We start from the raw sequence: 18,854 nt of genomic DNA, 5'->3' as shown, positions 1-18,854 counted from the left end.
GAACTACTCGACCCGACTCTCGCCGGAGGGAGAGCGGCCGAGAGAGACGACGCCGAATCCGACGACTGCCGATCCGAAGAACACGGTCAGCGCCAGCGCCGTCCACGCGAGCATCGCCTCGGTTCCGGTCAGGAACGTGATGTTGTAGCGGCCGAAGTCGCCGAACGCGACGAACAGCGAGGCGACGAACGCCACCGGCAGTCGAGCGTAGCACTTCGCAGCGCACGCTCGGGGTCGACGCCGCGCCTCACCAGCACCGCCCGGGCGACGAGTAGCGGAACGGCCCACAGCACCGTTCCCGCAACCGCGGCGACGACGGCGACAGTGACACCCGCCACCGGTGAAATCACGGCGACGACGAGCGCCAGTACGACGGCGAGCGCGCCGACTCCGAGACCTGCGTATCCGAGTGCACAGGCGAACGGGCGAACCTGACGCGAGAGGAGGAACGCCGACAGCGCGAGCGGGGTCGAGCTGACGGCTGTCGCGAGGAAGGCAAAGACGAGGAGGAGACCGGCTGGATTGTTCGTCATCGGAGTGTGGCGAGCGACCCCGCGTGCGGGCCTCTCGAACCGTCATCGCGGGAGTAACTCCGGACAAACAGTACGTCGTCTCAGATATTCAGTCTGTGTGCCGAGCGCGCCGCGACAGTCACCACGACACCGAGAGACGCCGGGGACGCTGTGTGGCCCTCAGTACACGACCGCCTCGCCGAGTTCCGGCGCGGCCGCCTCGAAGCCGTCGTCGCGGAGTTCGGCCGCGAACGCCTCGCAACGGTCGCCGTGGTTGACCAACACCGGCACGTCCCGGTAGTCGTCGAGGAGCGCCCGCAGTCCGTCGCGGTCGGCGTGCGCCGAGAAGTCGTACGCCTCGGTTCTCGCGCTGACCGGCATCACGCGGCCGTCTATCTCCGCGCTTCCGGTCTCCAGGAGACTCCGGCCGGGGGTGCCCTCGATTTGGTAGCCCGTCATGGCGATTTTGTTCACGGGGTTCGTCCGAATCTCGGGGATGTACGTCATCGCCGGACCGCCCGAGAGCATCCCCGAGGTAGTGATGATAACCGTGTTCTTGCGGGCGATGCGCTTTCGTTGTCCGTCGCGGCCGGTGACGAACCGCGCGTTCGACTTCGCGCGACGGAAGGCGTCGGCGTCGCAGAGGAACTCCGGGTAGGTGCGGAGCATCCGGGTGACGCGCTGACCCATCCCGTCGACGTAGCAGTCGATGTCGTGGGCCTCGCAGACGAGCATCAGTTCCTGCGTGCGGCCGATGGCGAACGCCGGAACGACGACGGTGCCTCCCTCCCAGAGCGTCGTTTGCACCGACTCGACGAAGCGCCGCTCCACCTCGTCGCGTGGGTCGTGTTCGACGTCCGAGTACGTGCTCTCGCAGACGACCACGTCGGCGTCGGGACGGGCGGTGGTTCCCGACACCAAGCGCTGGCTGTCGGTGTGAAAGTCGCCGGTGTACAACAGCCGAGTCTCACCGTCGTCGACGAGGACGTGCGCGCTGCCGGGGATGTGGCCCGCGTTGTAGAACGTGATTTCGTGGCCTGCGGCCTCGAACGTCTCGCGGTAGCCGTGGGTCTGTGAGACCTCGGTGACCCGCTTGCGGTCGTTCTCGGTGAACGGGCAACTGTACGTGCCGCCGTGCAACTTCAGCGTGTCGCGGGCGAGCGTCATCGCGAGTTCGTACGTCGGCGGGGTCCAGTGGATGGGCGGGCGGGCGTCGCCCGAGAGGAGGGTCGGAATCGCGCCGACGTGGTCGAGGTGGCCGTGGGAGACGACGACGGCCTCGGGGTCGACCGACCCCACGGGAAACTGCGGAGGGTTACCCGTCAGCAACCCGTAATCGAGAAGAAGGCGGTCATCGACGAGGATGGCGCTGCGACCCACCTCGCGCGTACCGCCGAGAAACTGGAGTTTCATTGCCCTCGCTAACGGATAGTACGGTTTGGGTCCGTCGGTTCTGCGCGACGCTCGTCGGTCCCGTCCCCGTGCTCGACCGACCCGGCGGCGGAAAGACGGGAGCGTTTTTGACCGATTCACCCCTACCTCCGGCGTGAACACCTTCGACGCCGTGTTGTTCGACCTCGACGGGACGCTCTGCCGGCAGGACCAGGACGGCGACACCATCTACTACGGCGCGTTCGAACGCGCGGGCGTCGACCCGTTCGGCGAACCGGAGGACCTCTGGGCGGCGCTGGACGGACCGCCCGACCCCGACGACCAACTGGGCTATCTGGCGCGCGGATACACGATAGTCGCCGCGCAGTACGGTCGCCAGTCCGTCGACGCCGACGCGGTGGCTCGCGGCTTTCTCGACGTGGTCGACTACTCGAAGGTGTCGCTGCATCCCGGCGGGGGAGCGGCGCTGATGCGAGCGCGCGAGGGCGGTCCCGTCGGCCTCGTGACGAACGGTCCCGAGGAGCGACAGTCGGCCAAACTTTCGGCGCTCGACATCGCCGACGCGTTCGACGTCGTCGTCTACGCGGGCGACATGACGCGTCGAAAGCCGCACCGCGACCCGTTCAACGCCGCCGTCGAGGCGCTCGACATCGACGCGGAGGCGGCGCTGTACGTCGGCAACTCGCTACGATACGACGTGGCGGGCGCGCAAGGTGCGGGGTTGCAGGCGGCGTGGTACGTCGGGGGACTGGAAGCCGGCGCGGACCCGGACCCGACGCCGTACCGGCCGGAGTACGTCCTCGACTCCTTCTCCGCCTTCGTCGGGTTGCTCGACGAGTTGGGTGCATGAGCGACGAGACGACCGGCTGGACGGAGACCCACGACGTGCTGGCGGCGCTGTCGCAGACGTTTCTCGGGGGGACCCCGACCGAACTTCGAGCCGTGTCAAACGGGAACCACAAGCGGACGACGCTGGTCGCGTTCGCGGACGACGGTGACGACGACGAAAACGACGGAGGCGATAGCGCGGCCGAGATACCGGACGCCGTCGTCGTCCAGTTCGCCTCCGACGCGGACGCGTTTCGGACGGAGACCGAACTCGCACGGACTGTCGGCGAACGCACGTCGATTCCGGTGCCGGCCCTGTACGACACCGGTGAACTCGGCGGACGGGCGTACGCCGTCGTCGAGCGCGCCGCCGGCGGCGATCTCCACGAACGGTTCGCCGCGCTCGACCCGGAGGCCCGCCGTCGAGTCGCCCGCGCGTTCGGTCGGTATCTCGCCGAACTCCACGAGAGATTCTCGTTCGAGGGATACGGGTCGGTCCGGTTCGCAGACGTCGGGAAACGCCGACGAAACAGCGACAGTCTCGACCGGTTCGACCGGTTCGACCGGTTCCGCGCGACCGGAACCGACGGCTGGCGGCGGTGGTTCCGCGCGTACGCTCGCGAAGGGGTCGACGCGTTGCCTCCGACGTTCGACTCGCTGCGCGAAGAACTGCTCGGCGCGTTCGAGCGCGCCCGCCTCCCCGTTCGCCCTCCGTCGACGCTCTACCCATGGGACCTCCGGCCCGGCAACGCGGTCGTCGACGGGGGCAAACTCACCGCCGTGCTCGACTGGGGCGATCCGCTGGCGGCCGCGCCGGGGCTCGCCGTCGCGAAGGTCGAACACCTCGTCGCCGACTGGTACGTCGCGGACAACGACCCCCTCCGACGCGCGTTCAGAGCCGGCTACGAGTCCGTTCGACCGTATCCGTCGGTACCGCGAGCGTACCGGTTGGCGGCGGTTGTCCGGTCGGCCGTCGACTCGACGGGCGCCGTCACGCGCCCCCGATATCCGGAACTGACCGGCGACGACGCCGTCGGATTCCACTACGAGCGACTCCGCGAGTGGGTGGGAGATGACAGCTGACAGGGGACGACCGCACAGAAAGAGATACGGAATATAGAACGTTCGCTCACCCACTAACACAAAGCTTACAACGCCCACAGAGCAGTCACGGCCGTGAGTCTGGATATTCATACCAGTATCCTGAACAAATTTTCGGCAGGTCGTTTCGAGTGCGGGGTGGCTGTATGAGCGGCGGCGCGGGCGACGGTGATCCGCCCCGATTCACCGGCGTCTGTCCCGTCGACGGCTGTCAGGAGTCGTTCCTCGACGTCTCGATTTCGACGCTGCGAGGGCACGTCGTCGACGCACACGGCTATCTAGCGGTGCTCGACGTCCCTGGGCTGAGTCTCATTCCCGACGAGTCACCGTCACACCGACGGTACGACTGAATCGGTCGAATCGACCGAACCGAATCAACCGACTCGTCGCGGACGCTACTCCTTCGGAATCCGGCGCACCTGATACGGTTCGTAGCCGCCGTAGGCGGCTTCCAGCGCACCCAACCACCAGTTCCATCGACTCGCGACGCGGCCGTCGGGCGCGTCGGAGAGGTGAGCGACGACCTCGTCGACGGTGAGCGGGACGTCCCTGTCGGCTTCGATTCGGCCCGCGTCGTCGAGGTCACCCGCCTGTCGGACGACGACACGAAACTCGGCGTCGGTGCCGTCGAACTCGTGGCGGAGCGCGGCGTCCAGTTCGTCGAGGTTCACGCTCGACGGTTCGCACGCGAGCGAGAAGAGCGCTCCGCGTCGACGACGCCCCGCAGGAACGACACCCCGCAGGAACGACGCCCGTAGTGGCGACCGCTGTGACGGCGTACAGCGCGAGCGAACGACGCCGTCTCACGACTTCCACGCGAGGTACAGAAACAGGACGCCGAACAGGCCGAGAACGGAGATTGCGTAGGCGGAGAGTCGCGGGTTGCCGACGACGACCACGACGAACGCCGTCGCGCCGAGAAAGAACAGTCCGAACGCGGCGGCGACGACGCGGACGGCCGTCCCGGAGATGGTGTCGTCGCGTTCCGCCGTCCGAATCTCGTCGAGAGCCGCCCGAACCGCCGGAAACGCGCCCGCCGGAAAGACGACGGCTCGCGGAGCGACGAGGGCGGGGCCGTCGTACCGCAACCAGCAGACGACGTAGTCGCCGACGCGGAACGAACGGAGGCCCGCGAACGAGGAGATGTCGCGTCTGCGCTCCGTCTCGCCGGCGTACACCGCGAGCGTCGTCGACGCGACGTCTACCTCCCCCGCGGTCCGCCGGGCGTTGTCGAGGACGTACAGTCCGACGAGCGCCGCGGCGTAGGCGACGGGCATCAGCGGGTGAACGACCGCCGCGAGCAGCGCGACACCGCCGACGAGCATCGCCAGCGTCACGCCGGGCAGCGAGAGCGTCTCGGCGCCCGGAACCAGTTTCACGAGCGACGCGGTGCCGTCGACGCCCACCGCGGTAGCGATGTAGAGTAACGAGGCGGGGCCGCCGACGAACAACAGGACGAGAAACACCCATCCGTCGCCCCCGCCCGAGGTGCCGAGCGCGAAGAACACCATCCCGACCGCAACCAGCGAGAGAAACGCGAGGTAGAGTCCTGCGAGACCGTGTTTCGCCGGTTCCGCGAAATCTCGCTCGGGTGTCGCGCGCCACTCGACGCGACCGGAATCGACGGGCGCGACAGCCTCGTCGCCGTCAGTCACGTCGGACTCCATGGGCGTGTTTCGTCCGCGACCGTGAAAGGTCTCTCCTTCCTGTCACTCCCACCAGTTACTATGCTGATTGCGGTAACTGTCATCCTGGAACGGTTCGGGTTTCTCTTCGGATTCCTCCGCACCGAGCCCGTGGGCGAACCACGTGCCGACGTGCCAGCCGACTGCGGCGGTGTCGAGGTCGACGAGCGTGATGTCGAGTCGCTCGTAGCGTTCGACCTCGTGGTCGCCGTCGGGGTCCGGACCGGAGGTGACCGCGCACGACCCGGGGTTGCCGCCGCAGGCCGACCCGTCGGAGAAGCGAACCGTCACGTCGGCCTCGTCGGGCGAGTCGACGTACTCGAACGTCAGGTTGCCGGGGACGCTCCCGTCGGCACCGTCTTCGTAGTAGTCGAAGGCGTGACGAACCTGCTCGCGAGCCCCGTCGGGGTCGGAGGCGTTCTCGTCGTCGACGTAGACGGTGAACTCGGGGTCGGCCCACGGGAAGTCGCGTTCGGAGGCGTTCGGTCGCGGTTCGGTGTGGAGCACCGACGAGGCGGCCATCACGTCCGCGGGTTCGTCGTCGTGGTCGAGGCCGAGCGTGTGACCGAGTTCGTGTTTGAGCACGAGCTCCGTCGACTCGTCGGAGAGACCGGTCCGAACCGAGACGTTCTCGGGGCGCTGAATCTGTCGCGAGTCGGTGATGCGCGGGGCGCACCCGGCGGCGTGGGAGACGTTAGCGCAGTTCGGCACGTCGTCGACGAACTGGACGACGATATCGGGGTTCTCCGCGTCGGGGACGACGCGGTAGGAGACGTCGAATCCGGTGTGTTCGTCGGCGTTCTCCTCCCAGTAATCGGTCGCGGCGCGGACGAGCGGCGCGAACTCGCGGTCGGGTTCGTCACCGTTCTCGATGGCGACGACGATCGGGTCGTCGCCCCACGGGTTGGTTCCGGTGGTGGCCGTCGCGTCGTTCTGTTCCGTCGAGGTGGAGGAGCTACCGGGCAGCGGCACGTCGGAGGACCCGCCATCGTCGGCGAGAGAACCGAGACACCCCGCGAGGAGCAGGAGGGCGACGACGGCGAGCGTCGGCAGTCGAGACGACATGTGATGAGTTGCTGCAGGCGAACGTATGAGCGTTGCGACCCTTCGAAATATCGAACGGTCGAGAACGGTGGACTCAGGGCGAAAGCGGTGAACTCAGGACGAGAACGGTGGGCTCGGAGGGCGGACGGTCGATGAGCGAACGCGGCTTCGTCACTCGCCGCGGACGGCGACGGCCTCGGGTGCGCTGTCTTCGGGTCTGATGTCGGCGAGTCGGAGCGCGTTGCCCGTGACGCCGAGGCTCATCCCCATGTCGCCGATGACGACGGCGTGGATGACCTCCACGACGCCGAGCGGCGCGCCGATAGCGAGGACGGCTTTGACCCCCAGCGAACTCCAGATGTTCTGGCGGATGACGCGACCCGCGCGCGCCGAGAGGTCGTAGAGGTACGGCATCCGCGAGAGGTCGTCGCCCATCAGCGCGACGTCCGCCGTTTCGAGCGCGGTGTCCGTTCCGGCCGCGCCCATGGCGATGCCGACGGTGGCGGTGGCGAGCGCGGGCGCGTCGTTGACGCCGTCGCCGACCATCGCGACGTGGTCGAACTCCTCGCGCAGCGCCTCGACCGCCTCCACCTTCTGTTCGGGCAGGAGGTCCGCGCGGACGTCGTCGACGCCGACCTGCTCGCCGATGACGCGCGCGGTGTGCTCGTTGTCGCCGGTGAGCATCACCACGTGTTCGATGCCGAGTTCGTGGAGGCGCTCGACGGCGCGCTTGGCCTCGGGGCGGACGGTGTCGGCGATGGCGACGACGCCCTCCAGTTCGTCCTCGGTGCCGACGACGATGACCGTCTTCCCCTCAGACTGGAGGCGCGGGATCGTCTCGTTGACGAGGTCGAGATACGTGCCGTGGTGGCAGTCTTTCGCCTCGGTTTCAGCGCCCTGCACAACGCCCCCGTCGGTCTCGACGTGGGCGTGTTCGAGGTCGAATCCGAGGTCGGCGAACAGACCGGGTTTGCCGGCGTAGTGGGTTCGCCAGTCGAGCTCGTTGCGCCGAGCCGACCCCACGTCGGCGAGGTCCGCCTTCACGCCCTTGCCGGTGATGGACTCGAAGTTCTCGACGTCGCGGTCGGCGACCCCTTCGCGTTCGGCGTGGTCGACGATGGCCGTCGCGATTGGGTGCTCGCTGCGCTGTTCGACGGCGCGGGCGCAGCGGAGGACCTCGGTCTCGTCGTTGCCGTTGAGCGCGATGACGTCGGTGACGCCGAGTTCGCCCGTGGTCAGGGTTCCGGTCTTGTCGAAGGCGACGGCGCGGACGCGGCCCATCGCTTCGAGGTGCTGGCCGCCTTTGATGAGCACGCCGTTGCGCGCGGCGCTCGTGATGCCCGAGACGACGGAGACGGGCGTCGAGATGACGAACGCGCAGGGACACGCGATGACAAGAAGCGTCAGCCCGCGGGTGAACGCCTCGGTCCACGCGACGCCGAAGACGAACGGCGAGGCGACGGTCGTGACGATAGCGGCGGCGACGACGACGGGCGTGTAGTAGGCCGCGAAGCGGTCGACGAACTGCTCGCTCTCGGTCTGGCCGCTTTGGGCGTCCTCGACCATCTCGATGACCTGCGAGAGCGTCGACTCGTCGGCGGTCGCGGTCGTCTCCACTTCGAGGTAGCCCTCGGCGGCGATGCTCCCGGCGAACACCTCGTCGCCGGGCGATTTGTCGACCGGAACCGACTCGCCGGTGATGGGCGACTCGTCGATGGCGCTCTGGCCCTCGGTGACGGTACCGTCGAGCGGCACTTTCTCGCCCGGGCGGACGACCACCGTCTCGCCGACGGCAACGTCCTCAACGGGGACGGTGGTCTCCGCGCCGTCGCGCAGAACCGTCGCCGTGTCGGGCGACAGTTCCATCAACGTCTCCAGCGAGTTGCGCGCGCGGTCCATCGAGTAGCGTTCGAGCAGCTCGGCGACGCTGAACAGCACCGCGAGCGTCGCGGCCTCGAAGGGGAGGCCGACGAGAATCGCCCCGACGACGCCGGTCCCCATGAGAAAGTCGATGTCGAGGCTGCGGTTCTTCGCGGAGTAGTAGCCGTTGCGGACGATCTCCTGACCGGCGACCGCGGCCGCGGCGAGGAAGAACGCCTTCGCGACGGTCACCTCGTAGCCGAGCGTGAACAGCGTCGCGTCCAGTCCCACCGGTAGAATCCACTCGAAGAGGACGCCGCCGAGGAGCAGGACGGCTCCGGTCCACGTCTTGAGCGCGCGGGGGGTTCGCCAGATGGACCGCGTGGAGTCCGCCGTCTCCTCGACGGAGTACCCCGCGGACTCGACGGCGGCGACGAGGCCGCCGCGGGAGACGCGTTCGGGGTCGTACGTCACCTCGACGCGGCCGGTCGTCGGCTGCGCCTCGACGGCGACGATTCCCGGCGTGGATTTCAGGGCGTTGTCGACCTTCCCGGCGCAGGAGGGGCAGTCCATCTCCGGGACCGAAAGCGTCTCCCGGGCCGTCGTCTCGACGGCGTAACCCGCCGCCTCGACGCGCTCTCTAACGGCTTCGGGCGTCGTTCGCTTGGGGTCGTAGTCGACGACCAGCGTGCCGGTCGTCGGTTGCGGGTCGATTCTTCGGATTCCGTCGAGCGTCTCGACGCTCCGCTCGACCTTTCCGGCGCAGGAGGGGCAGTCCATCTCCGGGACCGAGAGGCGGAGACCCGTCTCGTCGCCGTCGCGGGGCGGAGCGGAAGAAGACGTCTCGTGGCGGTGTGGCGAGTCGGAGGTGTGGTCGTGGTCGTCGTGGCTGTGGTCGTGACGACCAGTCGGCGACCCCGAGTTCGACTCCGACTCGTGGTCGTGCGCCGAGCAACACCCACAGTCGTCGGTGTCGTTCGGGCGTGAATCAGTCATCGACTCAACGTAGTCGGTGTAGGCTTATTAATCGAACTACCAGAATCGGGGCGAGAGTTACGTCGAGTCTATTACTTCTCCCGGTTTTAGTTAATAACATACTGGCGACGGGTCGAGTCGCTCGAATCGAAAAGCGGCTGAGAGGAGTAAGCCCCCTTCTGTTCGTCCCGACATTCGGCTGAGCGTCCGCGTCCGTCTGTCCGAACTACCGTGCGGCCGAGCGACGCACGAATCGCGCCGCGTCGGCCGCGTGGCGCGGACTTGCACCGGTGAGGTTTCGCCGTTCCATCCGTTCTCGGTCGTCGCGCTCACGGGCGAGGCCCGTTCGCGCATGAGCGTGACGACGAAGTCGTCACGCGACCCTCTATGGGTTAACTCCCCTCCCTTACGGTCGGGTTCGCACATATCATCGGTCGGACCGAGGGGTCTCGTTTCTGTTCCAGAGCCAGCCGTCTCCGACTCCGGGCTTGCGCCCGGTCACCTGTTCGGACGGTGGGGGGACTTTCCTCATGTCCCGGCGGCGCGCGAGACGCGCCGTGGGTCACGGAGGTCGGGCTCTCTCTGCCGAGTGAAACTACTCTCAGGAGTCGAATAAGTCGTTCGGTCGGATTTTACGGCGTTATGCAGGCATTAAAATCCGTCTGAGCGACACTTTGTGTGAAGGGAAGCGTTCAAGTCAACAGCGCTCCAGAATGGGTGTATGTCCGAGGCGCAGACCATACGCCTCTCCTACGAGGATGGGGCTCGAGCGGTCGAACTCGCTCGGGAATCGGTCGAATCGTTCGTTTTGCACGGCCAACGAGAGCAACCGGGAAGCATGCGCGACGCGTTCTACGCTCGAACGGGCGCGTTCGTGCGGCTACAGTCGACACGTGGACGGAGACAACTCCGCGGTTGTGCGGGGGCCTATCGAGGGAAAGACCAGCTCGGCCACGCGATAGTCGACGCCGCCATCCAAGCGGCGTCGGGCGACTCGTGCGGCTCGGAGGTCGAACCGCCCGAGCTTGCGAATCTGAACATCTCGGTCTGCATCGTCAACAATCACATTCTCACCAACGACCCGCTTACAGACCTCGAACTCGGTACCCACGGGGTCGCCGTCGACAACGGGGAACAACACGGCTGGCTCTACCCGACGATTCCCGTCGAGAACGGCTGGAGTAAAGAGGAGTACCTCACGCGTGTCTGCCGGAAGGCGCGCCTCTCGCCGTTCGCCTGGCGCGACGACGACACGATGGTGACGCTGTTCGAGGGCCAAGTGTTCTGCGAGCGGGACGACGGCGGCAGCGTCCAAGAGCTATAGCACCGCGACTTCTTTTTCACGGACAGCTGAACAGCCACAGCCAAACCGACTGCGCCTCACGCGTCGCCTCCGACAGCTGTTTCGTCCGAGTCTGCAGAAACCGAAAGCGATGGTTGAGACGGCCGTAATGAGCACCTACTCGACGTTTCGGTACTCGCTTCGTTTCCTCCCCCACGCGCTCGTCCTCGCGGTCGGCACGACATCGATCGGCGTCGCCGTCGGGAGCGTCCTCGCTGGTCTGCTCGGCGTCTGGTTTCCGACACGGGGGGCGTACTGCAGCTCTGTCTCTTCTTCGGCGGTGTCGTCGTCAGCGTTCTCTCGACTGTCGCTGTCGTGCGGGGACTGCTCAACGAAGCGCACGAGTAACGACTCACGACTCATCGGGAACGAGAACGAAGACGGGGCTACTCCGCGGCGAACCCGGTTCGCGCCGCGTCGGTCAGCGCGCGCTCTGCGGCCGCGTCGACGTCGAACGACCGAACGACCTCGCCGCCGCGGACCAGCGGTTCCAAGAGCGCCTCGCCGTCGGCCGGAGCCTCCGAACCGCGGAGGCCGACGTGGTGGCGACCGTCGGGCGTCCGGTACACTTCTTTGACACCGGAGAGTTTGCCGCGCTTGGCGACGGCATCGCCGTCGATCTCGACGATGTCGAGCGCGAAGTCGACGGGGTCGGCGTTCGAGACGTAGCCACCGACGCCGAAGCCGTCGACCACGTCGCGGAGGTGGCGGAGGTCCTTCGGTCCCAACCCGCCGCTGACGAAGATATCGACGCCGTCGACGTCGCGAGCCTTCAGTTCCCAGCGCACCTCGCGGACGATGTGGCGGAAGTCGCCGCGGCGCGAGCTCGTCGTGTCGAGGCGCACGCCCGAGAGACGGTCGCCGAGCGCCTCCGCGGCGCGAACGACCTCATCTTTCTCGTCGGAGAACGTGTCACAGAGCGCGACGCGCGGGACGTCCTCGGGAACCGCCTCGTCGAACGCCCGCCACGCGTCTTCCTGATTCCCCCGACCGAAACAGAGCAACAGTGCGTGCGGCATCGTCCCGCTGGCCTCGCGGCCGAGCACGTCACCGGCGGCGACGTGCGAGAAGCCGTCGAGCCCGCCGAGGAGGGCGCTCCGCTCGACCATCGCCGCGATTGAGGGGTGGACGTGACGCGCGCCGAACGAGAGCACGTTCGACTCCGGCGCGGCGACGCGCGTTTCCAGCGCCGCGGTGGCGACGCCAGAGGCGTGTGAGAGAAAGCCCAAGAGAGAAGTCTCGTAGCGCGCGAAGTCGAGGTAGTCGCCCTCGATTCGCATCACGGGGCCGCCGTCGAACAGCGTCCCCTCGGGGAGCGCGTCGACGCGGACGCCGAGTGGGGCCAACAGCGAGGCGGCGTCCTTCACGCCAGCGAGCACCTCGAAGTCGCCGGAGGGGAACTGGTCGGCGGTGACTTCGGCGACGACGGGGGGGTTCTTGCCCGCGTGTCGGAGCGTCGTCTCTGTTCGGTCGAAGTAGGCGTCGGTCGCGCGGCCCTCGCGGATGGCCTCGGGCCCGACGATGTCGAACTCGCTGTCGCTCATTGGGGTTCGTTGGAGGGGGCGACGCAAAAAGTCACCCTGTTGTGTGTCGGGCGGTACGAAAGGAGGAACTGCTCCGTCGAAATTCTCGATCGGTGAGAGGGTGTCGAAGCCGTGCTGAATGTAGTGCGCGTATCTTGCATCCGAAGCCATAACGAACCCACCGATGTCTACGCCCGCGTAGTTATCGAGGGCGACATCTCGCTTGAATCGTGCCTACGACTCCCGTCCTTGCCGCAATCGGGGTAAGTACTGCTGCTCGTACTTCGATGGCTAGAACGACAGCAGGTGGAATCTCGTCACGAGGAGTCCGACGGTGAGATAGATCGATGGCCCGACAAATCTCCAGAGCGGATCGTCAACCCGGAAGAGATGTGTCAGGATGGCCCCGGCCATCGTGGCGACGATTAACAGTCCGCCGAGAACAGCGAGAATCGGCGCGAACACGAGACCGACGAGCAAGCCGAGACCCCCAAACGCCTCGATGCCACCAGTAACGAATCGGAACCACTCTGGATAGCCGTATCGATCGAAATCCTCTACCACGAGGTCAATGCCGATTAGCTTCGCGGTGCCCGCAGCCAGCATGATGAGTCCGAGCAGCCCTTGCACGAGGGGGATGGCCGTTTCAACTGTGCTCATAGTCTACTATTCTTACGCGATCCGGACGGGTGTTCATTCATAACGTTCTGTCCCTGTCTCCGACGAGAGGCACGGGTCTGCTACGCTCGTTGAGACTACGGATTTCTCCGTGAATATATTCACCTCTTTAAGCCACTAGGAAGTCTGTTAAGCCACTCGCCAGCCAATTCCTGTGGTATGGTCCGTGTACGCCTGAAGGTCGAGATCGGGGCAGACAGCGACAACTGGCTAGCTGGTGTTTCGACCGACTTCTCGGACGCCGAGTTCAAGATCCTGACGAGCCAGCCCGTAGACGATGGCGTGCTCGAACTGATCGAAGTAACGACATCGGACAGGGACGCCATCGTTCGCCGGTTCGACGACGCACCGGAGGTGCGCTCGTACGAAGTGCTCCATTCCGACGACGAGATGGTACTGGTCCAGTTGGTGTTTCCGATGCCGTCAACGTATGAGGCGAGGCGTTCGATTGGTATCCTTCCGCGATTTCCGATCATCATCCGAGACGGGTGGGCATCCGGTGAACAAACTACCTCACAGGAGCAGTTGTCGGAGTTAACTACCGAGTTAGCGACGGCTCACATTCCGTACGAGATACTGTCGTTAACCCAATCATACGACTCGAACGGGCTTCTGACCGAACGCCAGCGGGAGGTCATCGCTGAAGCGGTTGAACGGGGTTATTACGACAGTCCTCGCGGCTGTACGCTAGTCGAACTTGCAGAAACATTGGGAGTCAATCAATCGGCGGCTAGTGGTGTCCTCCATCGAGCTGAAGGCCGGATTATCAAGGAATTCATCTCGTAGGCGGCGACAGAGGTAGACGAATCGCTCTTATCTCATCCGATTGTCGCAGGACAACCGATGACGAACTCACCGAGAGCTACACCGCTTGGAGACACCACGTTGCTGAACGCATCCTCTCTATTCAGTACGCGACTCCTGTCACGATTCGAGGATTCTAACGGAGCCAGAGGAAACACGAGTACGAGTCAGTCCTCCGAGTGAACGTCGTCCAACTGTTCGGTCGTCGGCGCGTTGACGATGGTGACCGTTGTACCGTCCTGCGTCACCCGGAACGCATCGCCGAACGAACTGTCGTCGGGAACGCGGTAGACGCTGTCGTCGACTCGCTCCGCGTCGAGTCGGTCTGTCAGCGTCGCGCGGTAGGCGTCGGCGAACTCGCGGGCGTCCTTCTCGGTGTCCCACTCGCTCTGGAACACGTAGCCGTACTCGCCGTCGTCGCCCTCGTATGGGACGACGGCGTCGCCGGCCCATCCTTCGGTCGCGGGGTGTGAGTAGTTGTACGGCGAGTACTCGTCGGGGCTGTCGCGGAGGCTCTCCTGTTCGATGTAGCCGTTCTGCCAGAACATCGCGTACAGCGACGCCTCGCCGACGGTGTCGGCGGTGGGTCGGGTATCGAACCGCGACCACTCCGCGGCGGAACGGTCTTCGACGCTGACGTTCTCCGGTCGTTCGTCGGGGTACTTCTCCGGGTGAATCACCTGCTCGGTGCTCTGTGGTTTGTCCTCGTAGGCGGCGTTGACCGCCTCCCACCCGCCCTCCTGGTGGAGCGTGTGGACGAACTGTGGGCCGTCGGCGTACGGCGTGTAGATGGTGAGGAAGACGCCGGGCGCGCCGCTGTCGCCGCCGCCACCGCCGCCGCTGCTCGGACGGGGAACGCACTCCCACTCCGTCCCGCACCGTCGTTCGTACAGCGTCTCGGTGTAGCGGGCGTCGCCTTCGACGATGCCGTTTCGCGCGAGTTGGCCGTCCTGCGTCGACGGGGTCCCTTCGAGGCCGAAGTGCTGGTCCTGCAGCGCGTGGACGAGTTCGTGCGCCAGCGTCGTCCGGTCGATGACCGGCGTCTCCGAGTCGCTGACGATGACGATGCGGTCCTCGCTCGGCGAGTAGTACCCCAACACCGACCCGCCGTAGACGGAGTCCATCACGTCCGAGACGTTGCGGTCCTCGCCGACGAGCAGCAGCGACTCCCACACCTGATTGTTCCACGCTTCGTACTCGGCGTTCCTCTCGCCGCCGCTCTGCTGTCTGTACTCCTCGCGAGTGATGACTTCGACCGGGACCGGTTCCTCGAACTCCAATCCGCGAACCTTCTCGACGCGCGCCATCGTCCGGGCGACGAACGCCTCGCGTTCGCTCTCGTTCAACCCGTCTGACTGGTCGATATCCAGCGAGTCGTCGTGCGCGTAGCCGTTCTCCCACCCGATTCGGTCCTCGTCCTCTGCCTGGCCGAGGCCGTCGTCGAGCGGCGACCCGTCGGTCAGCGGTGCCGTGCAACCGGCGAGAACGAGGCAGACGACGAGCGCGAGCGTGATGCGCGTGTGCACATCGTTATCTTGGAGCGAGTCGCGAAAAGCGTTCCCACGGGGCCGAGTGCTGCCGCCTCGGCGGTACGTCGATGCGGCGATGCGGCGGTGCGGCGGTGCGGCGGCCCACGGTGCGTTAGTGTAACCGACTCACGTAGTGTAATCGACTCACGTCGACGACGCGCCGACTACGACTGCGTCGCGTGGACGTTCGACAGTTGGTCTACGGTCGGTGCGTTGACGATGTAGACGGTGTCGCCGTCCTGTACCACACGGAAGGCGTCGGCGAATCCGTTGTCGTCTTCGGCGATGCGGTAGACGGTCCCCGGTCCGGACGCGTCGTCGACTTCCTCGGCGCTGCGGAACTCCAGCAGTTGCTCGTAGCCGTCAAGGAACTCGTCGGCCTGCGAGGCGTTGTCCCAGGCGAGTTTCCAGACGTAGCCGGTCTCGCCCGCGTCGTTCTGGTAGGCGACGAAGCGATCACCGCGGAACCCGTCCGTGTAGGGGTGGTCGTAGTTGAACGGGTCGAACTGGTTCACCTCCCCGCTCTCGTTGAGGTTGTACCACTGCCGGGCGGGGATGATCTGCGTCTCTCCCTCCGTCTCGTACAGTGGGTAGACGAGCATCGCGTTCACGCCCGCCTCGCCCAGTTCGCCGTAGTTCGGCCGCCCCTCGGGTTCGAGTTGCTGCCACGTCCCGCTCGTCCGGTCGGTCACCGTGGGGTCGACCGGTCGGTCGTCGGGGTAGCGGTCGGGGTGGATGGTCTGTTCGGTGCTCGCGGGCGGGTTCTCGTACGCCTCGTTGACTGCCTCCCAGCCGCCGCGTTCGCGGAGCTGCCGGACGAATGCCGGCCCGTCGCTGTACGGCTGGTACTGGATGAGGTACGGACCGTAGTTGGCGAGTTCGCCGCCGCCACCGGCGGAGGCGCTGTCTTCGAGGCAGTTCCACTCGGCGTTACAGCGCTGCTCGTACAGCCAGTCGACGTAGTTGCCGTCGCCCTCGACGATGCCGTCGACGGCGTTGTGCTGCTCACGCGTCGACTGGTTGTAGCTCGCGAGGTCGAACTGCTGGTCCTGTAGCGCGTGGAACAGCTCCTGTGAGAGCGTCACCTCGTTCAGCTTCGGCGAGGTGGTGTTCTCGCTGACGATGACGATTCGCTCGTCGGTGGGGCTGTAGTAGCCGCCGACGGAGCTTCCGGTGTTCGTGTTCTGGACGGCGACCGAGTCGGTCGACTCGTTGATCATGAACAGCGCCTCGAACTTCGCGTTGTCGAAGGCGCGGCGCTGCTGCGGGTACTCGCCGCCGCTCCCGGTCGACTCGTTTCGGAACTCCTCGCGGGAGATGACCTCGACGGGGACCGTCCCTTCGAACTCGAGGCCGCGGATGTGTTCGACGCGCGCCATCGAGCGGTTGACGACCGCCTCCATCTCCGACTCGTTGAGACCGTCGGACTGGTCGACGTCGAGCGTCTCGTTGTACCAGTAGCCGCCCTCCCAGCCGAGTCTGTCCGACTCGGGGTCCGGGGGGTTCTCGGCCATTCCGTCGCCGGAATTGGGTGCGTCGCCGGCCGGCGGGGCGTCGCCGGACGAGTTAGCGTCGTCGGTCGAGTCCGAGGAAGTAGAGGTGGTGTCGGTCGCCGTGTCGGGACTCTCGGCCGTCGACGACGGGTCTTCGGACCCGACGAAGCCGCCGCACCCCGACAGCACCACCAGCAGCGCGACCGCAACTGCGAGTGTACGTCGCATACGTCCCCAACGGAGTCAAACGTGAAAAACGGTCGCCTCGGGCGTCACCGCCTGCGGCGTCACCGGGAGCCAACACCGGCCTCACCGAGGACCGCCGCCGACTTCACCGAGAACCGACCCCAGTCTCGACGGCGGGTCGCTCGCCAAACGATTTACTCGCCGAGAGCGGAGTGAAACGTATGTACGACCCGAAACGGACCGTCGTCGTCGTCGTCGACATGCAGAACGGATTCTGCCACCCCGACGGGAGCCTCTACGCCCCCGCGAGCGAGGACGCCATCGAACCGGTGTCGACGCTCGTCGGCCGCGCGCACGACGCCGGCGCGCGCGTCGTCTTCACCCGAGACGTTCACCCGCCCGAACAGTTCGAGGGGAACCACTACTACGACGAGTTCGAGCGCTGGGGTGAACACGTCGTCGAAGGAAGTTGGGAGACCGAACTCGTCGACGAACTCGACGTTCGCGAGGACGACCACGTCGTCACGAAACACACCTACGACGCGTTCTACCAGACGGAGCTGGAAGGGTGGTTGAACGCCCACGGCGTCGACGACCTGCTCATCTGCGGGACGCTGGCAAACGTCTGCGTCCTCCACACCGCCGGAAGCGCCGGACTCCGCGACTTCCGGCCGGTGCTCGTCACCGACGCGATCGGCCACATCGAGGAGGGCCACAAGGAGTACGCCGTCGAGCACGCCGACTGGCTGTTCGGCGAGACGGCGACGCTCGACGAGGTGACGTTCGAGTAGTCAACGGAACAGCCGGTAGGCTGCCTGTCCGGTAGCGACGGCCTCGGTTCCGCCATCGGGCGTGGGGCTCTCGACGGTGATCTCGCTGACGCCGATGCTCCCGCCGGCCCGGACGACGTCCGCCGTCGCCGTCAGGTCGCCGGAGGCGCGGCGCAGGTAGTTCACGTTGAGATTCACGGTCGCGACGCCGCCCTGCGTCGGATCGTCGAACGTCGACCGCTGTGCGACCCCGCCGACGGTGTCGATGAGCGTCGCGGCGACGCCCCCGTGAATCGTCGGCGGCGACGTGGTGTTGGTGAGTTTCTCGTCGTACGGGATCGACATCACGACGCGCCCGCGCTCGATGCTGTCGACGCGCGTGTTCAGCCACGAGAGATAGCCGTGCTCCTGTTCGATGAACTGCTGGAGCATCGCCGCTGCCTCCGTCGGAAACGGCTGCGAATCGTCCATACCCCTCTACTCCCGCGGGACCGTTTGTAGCCGCCGATTCGTCTCCCGTGAGTTGAGTTTCGTCGGGGAAGTAGTACGCAAGCACCGCGTTTGGCTGGTATGGACTCGACGTCGGGCGGAAGTCGGACGGACGACGAGTCGGAGGCGGACGGGGCGAGGAGCACGGAGTCGACGGACGAACCAGCGGAGTCGAACGGCGAAGCGAAATCGACGGACTACGGGCTCAAGTACGAGACGAACGTTCGAGACCACCCCGAGCGGTACCGCGTCGGCCGCGGGGAGGAGGGCGTTTTCAAGGTCCAACCGTACAAGGACGAACTGCTGCCGCTGTGGAGCGACGCGGACCGCGCATCGGCCGACGAATCCAGCGAAGCCATCTACAGTCGGGTCCTCGACTACCGCGACGACTTCGTCGGGATGGATATGTCCCGCAAGTATCTCCAGATGGGCTCCACTCGGGCGATGCGCTACGCGCGCTACTCTGGCGGCAAGAAGTACGACCACGGTAAGGAGTGCAACGCGCAGTACTGGGCCGACGACGACAAGCGCGAGGCGGCGCTGATCTACGAAGTGTGGTGGAACACGGTCGAGGCGGACGAGACGTACACCGAACAGAAGAGAGCACACCGCGAGAAACACGGATAACTCTCGACGCCGCACC

At 66.1% G+C, this 18,854-nt stretch carries 19 protein-coding genes and 1 other RNA gene; 7 read left to right on the top strand and 13 right to left on the bottom strand.

Going from position 1 to position 18,854, the window contains the following annotated elements:
* Positions 1-3: 3 nt before the first annotated feature.
* Both LAQ74_RS16180 and LAQ74_RS16175 read right to left on the bottom strand, forming a co-directional pair.
* Positions 4-195, bottom strand: a complete 192-nt coding sequence (locus LAQ74_RS16180; protein WP_224333591.1) for a hypothetical protein — start codon at positions 193-195, stop codon at positions 4-6.
* A gap of 497 nt (positions 196-692) precedes the next feature.
* Positions 693-1,925: an MBL fold metallo-hydrolase gene (locus LAQ74_RS16175; RefSeq protein ID WP_224333590.1), complete on the bottom strand. Its 1,233-nt coding sequence runs from the start codon at positions 1,923-1,925 to the stop codon at positions 693-695.
* 133 nt (positions 1,926-2,058) lie between these two features.
* On the opposite strand from LAQ74_RS16175, the gene LAQ74_RS16170 reads away from it, so the two are divergent.
* The 3 genes from LAQ74_RS16170 to LAQ74_RS16160 all read left to right on the top strand — a co-directional run bounded on the left by LAQ74_RS16170 (position 2,059) and on the right by LAQ74_RS16160 (position 4,183).
* Positions 2,059-2,754, top strand: coding sequence for an HAD family hydrolase (locus LAQ74_RS16170; RefSeq protein WP_224333589.1), 696 nt, complete (start codon positions 2,059-2,061; stop codon positions 2,752-2,754).
* A complete protein-coding gene (locus tag LAQ74_RS16165) occupies positions 2,751-3,815 on the top strand; it encodes a phosphotransferase family protein (RefSeq protein ID WP_224333588.1) in 1,065 nt (354 codons plus the stop codon). Before LAQ74_RS16170 ends, LAQ74_RS16165 begins: the two co-directional genes overlap by 4 nt.
* Positions 3,816-3,979: 164 nt before the next feature.
* Positions 3,980-4,183, top strand: a complete 204-nt coding sequence (locus LAQ74_RS16160; protein ID WP_224333587.1) for a hypothetical protein — start codon at positions 3,980-3,982, stop codon at positions 4,181-4,183.
* Positions 4,184-4,228: 45 nt separating this feature from the next.
* On the opposite strand, the gene LAQ74_RS16155 is transcribed toward LAQ74_RS16160, so the two are convergent.
* The 5 genes from LAQ74_RS16155 to rnpB all read right to left on the bottom strand — a co-directional run bounded on the left by LAQ74_RS16155 (position 4,229) and on the right by rnpB (position 9,984).
* Entirely contained in the window at positions 4,229-4,504 is a 276-nt protein-coding gene (locus LAQ74_RS16155) for a WNWW family protein (RefSeq protein ID WP_224333586.1), read from the bottom strand.
* Between the two features lie 132 nt (positions 4,505-4,636).
* Positions 4,637-5,500 carry a hypothetical protein gene (locus LAQ74_RS16150; RefSeq protein WP_224333585.1) on the bottom strand — a complete coding sequence of 288 codons (864 nt, stop codon included), beginning with the start codon at positions 5,498-5,500 and terminating at the stop codon, positions 4,637-4,639.
* 42 nt (positions 5,501-5,542) lie between these two features.
* Positions 5,543-6,583 (bottom strand): matrixin family metalloprotease, encoded by a 1,041-nt coding sequence (locus LAQ74_RS16145; protein WP_224333584.1) that lies wholly within the window; start codon positions 6,581-6,583, stop codon positions 5,543-5,545.
* 150 nt (positions 6,584-6,733) lie between these two features.
* On the bottom strand, positions 6,734-9,418 hold the full coding sequence (locus LAQ74_RS16140; RefSeq protein WP_224333583.1) for a heavy metal translocating P-type ATPase: 2,685 nt from the start codon (positions 9,416-9,418) through the stop codon (positions 6,734-6,736).
* 135 nt (positions 9,419-9,553) lie between these two features.
* Positions 9,554-9,984, bottom strand: an RNA gene (gene rnpB, locus LAQ74_RS16135) — RNase P RNA component.
* A gap of 134 nt (positions 9,985-10,118) precedes the next feature.
* Between rnpB and LAQ74_RS16130 the strand changes: the two genes are divergently transcribed.
* Complete coding sequence (locus LAQ74_RS16130; RefSeq protein ID WP_224333582.1) at positions 10,119-10,721, top strand: TIGR00296 family protein; 603 nt, start codon at positions 10,119-10,121, stop codon at positions 10,719-10,721.
* 135 nt (positions 10,722-10,856) lie between these two features.
* Here the strand turns inward: LAQ74_RS16130 and LAQ74_RS16125 are convergent, their stop codons facing one another.
* The 3 genes from LAQ74_RS16125 to LAQ74_RS16115 form a co-directional block, all read right to left on the bottom strand.
* Positions 10,857-11,102, bottom strand: coding sequence for a hypothetical protein (locus tag LAQ74_RS16125; protein WP_224333581.1), 246 nt, complete (start codon positions 11,100-11,102; stop codon positions 10,857-10,859).
* Positions 11,103-11,125: 23 nt separating this feature from the next.
* Positions 11,126-12,283, bottom strand: coding sequence for a nicotinate phosphoribosyltransferase (locus LAQ74_RS16120; RefSeq protein ID WP_224333580.1), 1,158 nt, complete (start codon positions 12,281-12,283; stop codon positions 11,126-11,128).
* 270 nt (positions 12,284-12,553) lie between these two features.
* Positions 12,554-12,922: a DoxX family protein gene (locus tag LAQ74_RS16115; RefSeq protein ID WP_224333579.1), complete on the bottom strand. Its 369-nt coding sequence runs from the start codon at positions 12,920-12,922 to the stop codon at positions 12,554-12,556.
* A 177-nt stretch (positions 12,923-13,099) separates the two neighbouring features.
* Between LAQ74_RS16115 and LAQ74_RS16110 the strand changes: the two genes are divergently transcribed.
* Complete coding sequence (locus tag LAQ74_RS16110) at positions 13,100-13,726, top strand: helix-turn-helix domain-containing protein (RefSeq protein ID WP_224333578.1); 627 nt, start codon at positions 13,100-13,102, stop codon at positions 13,724-13,726.
* Positions 13,727-13,911: 185 nt separating this feature from the next.
* Here the strand turns inward: LAQ74_RS16110 and LAQ74_RS16105 are convergent, their stop codons facing one another.
* Both LAQ74_RS16105 and LAQ74_RS16100 read right to left on the bottom strand, forming a co-directional pair.
* Positions 13,912-15,270 carry an Hvo_1808 family surface protein gene (locus LAQ74_RS16105; RefSeq protein WP_224333577.1) on the bottom strand — a complete coding sequence of 453 codons (1,359 nt, stop codon included), beginning with the start codon at positions 15,268-15,270 and terminating at the stop codon, positions 13,912-13,914.
* A 167-nt stretch (positions 15,271-15,437) separates the two neighbouring features.
* The gene (locus tag LAQ74_RS16100; protein ID WP_224333576.1) at positions 15,438-16,994 is read right to left on the bottom strand and encodes an Hvo_1808 family surface protein; all 1,557 of its coding nucleotides are present in this window, start codon (positions 16,992-16,994) and stop codon (positions 15,438-15,440) included.
* A 179-nt stretch (positions 16,995-17,173) separates the two neighbouring features.
* Here LAQ74_RS16100 and LAQ74_RS16095 point away from each other — a divergent pair, with 179 nt between their 5' ends.
* The gene (locus LAQ74_RS16095; RefSeq protein ID WP_224333575.1) at positions 17,174-17,743 is read left to right on the top strand and encodes a cysteine hydrolase family protein; all 570 of its coding nucleotides are present in this window, start codon (positions 17,174-17,176) and stop codon (positions 17,741-17,743) included.
* Here LAQ74_RS16095 and LAQ74_RS16090 read toward each other — a convergent pair whose 3' ends face one another.
* The gene (locus LAQ74_RS16090; protein ID WP_224333574.1) at positions 17,744-18,193 is read right to left on the bottom strand and encodes a PaaI family thioesterase; all 450 of its coding nucleotides are present in this window, start codon (positions 18,191-18,193) and stop codon (positions 17,744-17,746) included. It lies immediately after the preceding gene.
* Between the two features lie 99 nt (positions 18,194-18,292).
* Here LAQ74_RS16090 and LAQ74_RS16085 point away from each other — a divergent pair, with 99 nt between their 5' ends.
* Positions 18,293-18,838 carry a DUF4385 family protein gene (locus tag LAQ74_RS16085; RefSeq protein WP_224333573.1) on the top strand — a complete coding sequence of 182 codons (546 nt, stop codon included), beginning with the start codon at positions 18,293-18,295 and terminating at the stop codon, positions 18,836-18,838.
* The last annotated feature ends 16 nt before the right edge of the window (positions 18,839-18,854 follow it).

The organism is Haloprofundus halobius (assembly GCF_020097835.1).
GTDB lineage: Archaea > Halobacteriota > Halobacteria > Halobacteriales > Haloferacaceae > Haloprofundus > Haloprofundus halobius.
The sequence above is the reverse complement of the archived record's forward strand: the minus strand, read 5'-3'. Positions and strand labels throughout refer to the sequence as shown.

What these genes read in the sequence shown, in the direction of transcription:
- LAQ74_RS16175 (WP_224333590.1), bottom strand. Translation starts at nt 1,925, where the DNA reads ATGAAACTCCAGTTTCTCGGCGGTACGCGCGAGGTGGGTCGCAGCGCC.
- LAQ74_RS16165 (WP_224333588.1), top strand. Translation starts at nt 2,751, where the DNA reads ATGAGCGACGAGACGACCGGCTGGACGGAGACCCACGACGTGCTGGCG.
- LAQ74_RS16160 (WP_224333587.1), top strand. Translation starts at nt 3,980, where the DNA reads ATGAGCGGCGGCGCGGGCGACGGTGATCCGCCCCGATTCACCGGCGTC.
- LAQ74_RS16150 (WP_224333585.1), bottom strand. Translation starts at nt 5,500, where the DNA reads ATGGAGTCCGACGTGACTGACGGCGACGAGGCTGTCGCGCCCGTCGAT.
- LAQ74_RS16145 (WP_224333584.1), bottom strand. Translation starts at nt 6,583, where the DNA reads ATGTCGTCTCGACTGCCGACGCTCGCCGTCGTCGCCCTCCTGCTCCTC.
- LAQ74_RS16140 (WP_224333583.1), bottom strand. Translation starts at nt 9,418, where the DNA reads ATGACTGATTCACGCCCGAACGACACCGACGACTGTGGGTGTTGCTCG.
- LAQ74_RS16130 (WP_224333582.1), top strand. Translation starts at nt 10,119, where the DNA reads ATGTCCGAGGCGCAGACCATACGCCTCTCCTACGAGGATGGGGCTCGA.
- LAQ74_RS16125 (WP_224333581.1), bottom strand. Translation starts at nt 11,102, where the DNA reads ATGAGTCGTGAGTCGTTACTCGTGCGCTTCGTTGAGCAGTCCCCGCAC.
- LAQ74_RS16120 (WP_224333580.1), bottom strand. Translation starts at nt 12,283, where the DNA reads ATGAGCGACAGCGAGTTCGACATCGTCGGGCCCGAGGCCATCCGCGAG.
- LAQ74_RS16115 (WP_224333579.1), bottom strand. Translation starts at nt 12,922, where the DNA reads ATGAGCACAGTTGAAACGGCCATCCCCCTCGTGCAAGGGCTGCTCGGA.
- LAQ74_RS16110 (WP_224333578.1), top strand. Translation starts at nt 13,100, where the DNA reads ATGGTCCGTGTACGCCTGAAGGTCGAGATCGGGGCAGACAGCGACAAC.
- LAQ74_RS16100 (WP_224333576.1), bottom strand. Translation starts at nt 16,994, where the DNA reads ATGCGACGTACACTCGCAGTTGCGGTCGCGCTGCTGGTGGTGCTGTCG.
- LAQ74_RS16095 (WP_224333575.1), top strand. Translation starts at nt 17,174, where the DNA reads ATGTACGACCCGAAACGGACCGTCGTCGTCGTCGTCGACATGCAGAAC.
- LAQ74_RS16090 (WP_224333574.1), bottom strand. Translation starts at nt 18,193, where the DNA reads ATGGACGATTCGCAGCCGTTTCCGACGGAGGCAGCGGCGATGCTCCAG.
- LAQ74_RS16085 (WP_224333573.1), top strand. Translation starts at nt 18,293, where the DNA reads ATGGACTCGACGTCGGGCGGAAGTCGGACGGACGACGAGTCGGAGGCG.